The following is a 311-nucleotide window of genomic DNA, read 5'->3' on the forward strand; positions in this document are numbered from 1 at the left end:
TGGCGGCGGCAGCCGCATCCTGGGCGGCCTTGTCGGACGCTGCCTTGGCGGCATCCTGCGCAGCCTTGTCGGCAGCGGCCTTGGCGGCCTGATTGGCGGCGGCAGCCGCATCCTGAGCGGCCTTGTCGGACGCTGCCTTGGCGGCATTCTGCGCAGCCTTGTCGGCAGCGACCTTGGCGGCTTGATTGGCGGCGGCAGCCGCATCCTGAGCGGCCTTGTCGGACGCCGCCTTGGCGGCATCCTGCGCAGCCTTGTCGGCAGCGGCCTTGGCGGCCTGATTGGCGGCGGCAGCCGCATCCTGAGCGGCCTTG

At 72.0% G+C, this 311-nt stretch carries 1 protein-coding gene; it reads right to left on the reverse strand.

What is annotated here, in order from left to right:
* On the reverse strand, positions 1–311 hold a 311-nt coding region (locus L8F97_RS22525), incomplete at both ends, for a hypothetical protein (protein WP_242154971.1).

It is taken from the genome of Sphingomonas sp. BAUL-RG-20F-R05-02, assembly GCF_022662305.1.
In the GTDB taxonomy this organism is placed as follows: Bacteria; Pseudomonadota; Alphaproteobacteria; order Sphingomonadales; family Sphingomonadaceae; genus Sphingomonas.